We start from the raw sequence: 1,915 nt of genomic DNA, 5'->3' as shown, positions 1-1,915 counted from the left end.
CGCAAGGCCATTCTGGAGGTATCAGAAGTGAGAATGCAGGAATGAGTAGCGAGAAGGCGGGTGAGAATCCCGCCGGCCGGAAGTCCAAGGTTTCCAGGGGAAGGTTTGTCCGCCCTGGGGGAGTCGGGACCTAAGCATAAGCAAGAATGTGATGGCGAATGGAAAACAGGTTAATATTCCTGTACCGCTATTATCGCTTGAGAGATGGAGTGACGCAGGAAGGTATGTGGGAAGGCTGACGGAATAGCCTTTCCAAGGGCGCAGCATGGACACGCAGGAAAATCCGCGTGTCTAAATGTGAGACCTGACGGGGAAGTGCATATGCATAAGCCACAGATCCTACACTGCCGGGAAAAACTTCTATCGATGAGAAATAGCGCCCGTACTGTAAACCGACACAGGTGGACAGAGTGAGAAACTTGAGGCCGACAGGATAACTCTAGCTAAGGAACTCTGCAAAATAGCCCCGTAACTTCGGGAGAAGGGGTGCCTGATATACCTGGAGGGAGAGATGCCCCGAGGGGAAACAGGCCGCAGTGAAGAGTCCCAAGCAACTGTTTACCAAAAACACAGGTCTATGCTAAGCTGAAAGGCGACGTATATGGGCTGACACCTGCCCAGTGCCGGAAGGTTAAGAGGAGGGTTGAGAGATCCGAATTGAAGCCCCGGTGAACGGCGGCCGTAACTATAACGGTCCTAAGGTAGCGAAATTCCTTGTCGGGTAAGTTCCGACCTGCACGAATGGTGAAATGATTTGGGAGCTGTCTTGGCTGGAGACCTGGTGAAGTTGTAATGCCGGTGAAGATACCGGCTACCTGCAGTAGGACGGAAAGACCCCGTGGAGCTTTACTGTAGTCTGGCATTGGGTTTTGGCTGTGTGTGTATAGGATAGTTGGGAGACTGTGAAGTTAAGGCGTCAGTCTTAACAGAGTCGTCGTTGGAATACCAACCATATGCCGTTGAAATTCTAATCCGGGAACGGAGACAGTGCTAGATGGGCAGTTTGACTGGGGCGGTCGCCTCCCAAAGAGTAACGGAGGCGTTCAAAGGTTCCCTCAGGCTGGATGGAAATCAGCCCGGGAGTGCAAACGCATAAGGGAGCTTGACTGCAAGACTGACGGGTCGAGCAGGTACGAAAGTAGGAGTTAGTGATCCGGCGGTTCCGTATGGAAGGACCGTCGCTCAACGGATAAAAGCTACCCCGGGGATAACAGGCTGATACTTCCCAAGAGTCCATATCGACGGAAGTGTTTGGCACCTCGATGTCGGCTCGTCTCATCCTGGGGCTGGAGAAGGTCCCAAGGGTTGGGCTGTTCGCCCATTAAAGAGGCACGCGAGCTGGGTTCAGAACGTCGTGAGACAGTTCGGTCCCTATCCACTGCAGGCGCTTGAATACTGAAAAGATCTGACCTTAGTACGAGAGGACCGGGTTGGACAGACCTCTGATGTATCAGTTGTCACGCCAGTGGCATGGCTGAGTAGTCACGTCTGGGACGGATAATCGCTGAAAGCATCTAAGCGAGAAACCGGCTTTGAGATGAGTATTCGCAGTACCCATGGAGAACACATGGTTGATAGGCCAGGGGTGCAAGTGCAGCAATGCATTCAGCTGACTGGTACTAATATTACATTTGCTTTTTAGTCAATCTTTTACTTCTGCTATTTATTTCTCATTGTCTTACATGACAGCATATATTCATTTCAGTTTGGTGATGCTAGCAGCAGGGATACACCCGGTCACATTCCGAACCCGGCAGTTAAGTCTGTTCACGCCTAAGATACTTGGATTCGTCCCGGGAAAATAGGTAGTTGCCAAACTTTTTTTCTTTAGTGTCTCCGTAGCTCAGCCGGTTAGAGCATCTGACTGTTAATCAGAGGGCCGTTGGTTCGAGTCCAACCGGGGACGCCATTTTTT

Annotated in this window: 1 tRNA gene and 2 rRNA genes; all 3 read left to right on the top strand. The window is 51.3% G+C overall.

The window, feature by feature from the left end:
• A 23S ribosomal RNA gene (locus K324_RS0109555) occupies nucleotides 1–1,643 on the top strand; the annotation flags it as partial.
• A gap of 62 nt (nucleotides 1,644–1,705) precedes the next feature.
• Nucleotides 1,706–1,818, top strand: a 5S ribosomal RNA gene (gene rrf, locus K324_RS0109550).
• A gap of 14 nt (nucleotides 1,819–1,832) precedes the next feature.
• Nucleotides 1,833–1,909, top strand: a tRNA-Asn gene (locus K324_RS0109545).
• Nucleotides 1,910–1,915: the final 6 nt, after the last annotated feature.

Source organism: Leptotrichia trevisanii DSM 22070, assembly GCF_000482505.1.
GTDB lineage: Bacteria > Fusobacteriota > Fusobacteriia > Fusobacteriales > Leptotrichiaceae > Leptotrichia > Leptotrichia trevisanii.
The sequence above is the reverse complement of the archived record's forward strand: the minus strand, read 5'-3'. Positions and strand labels throughout refer to the sequence as shown.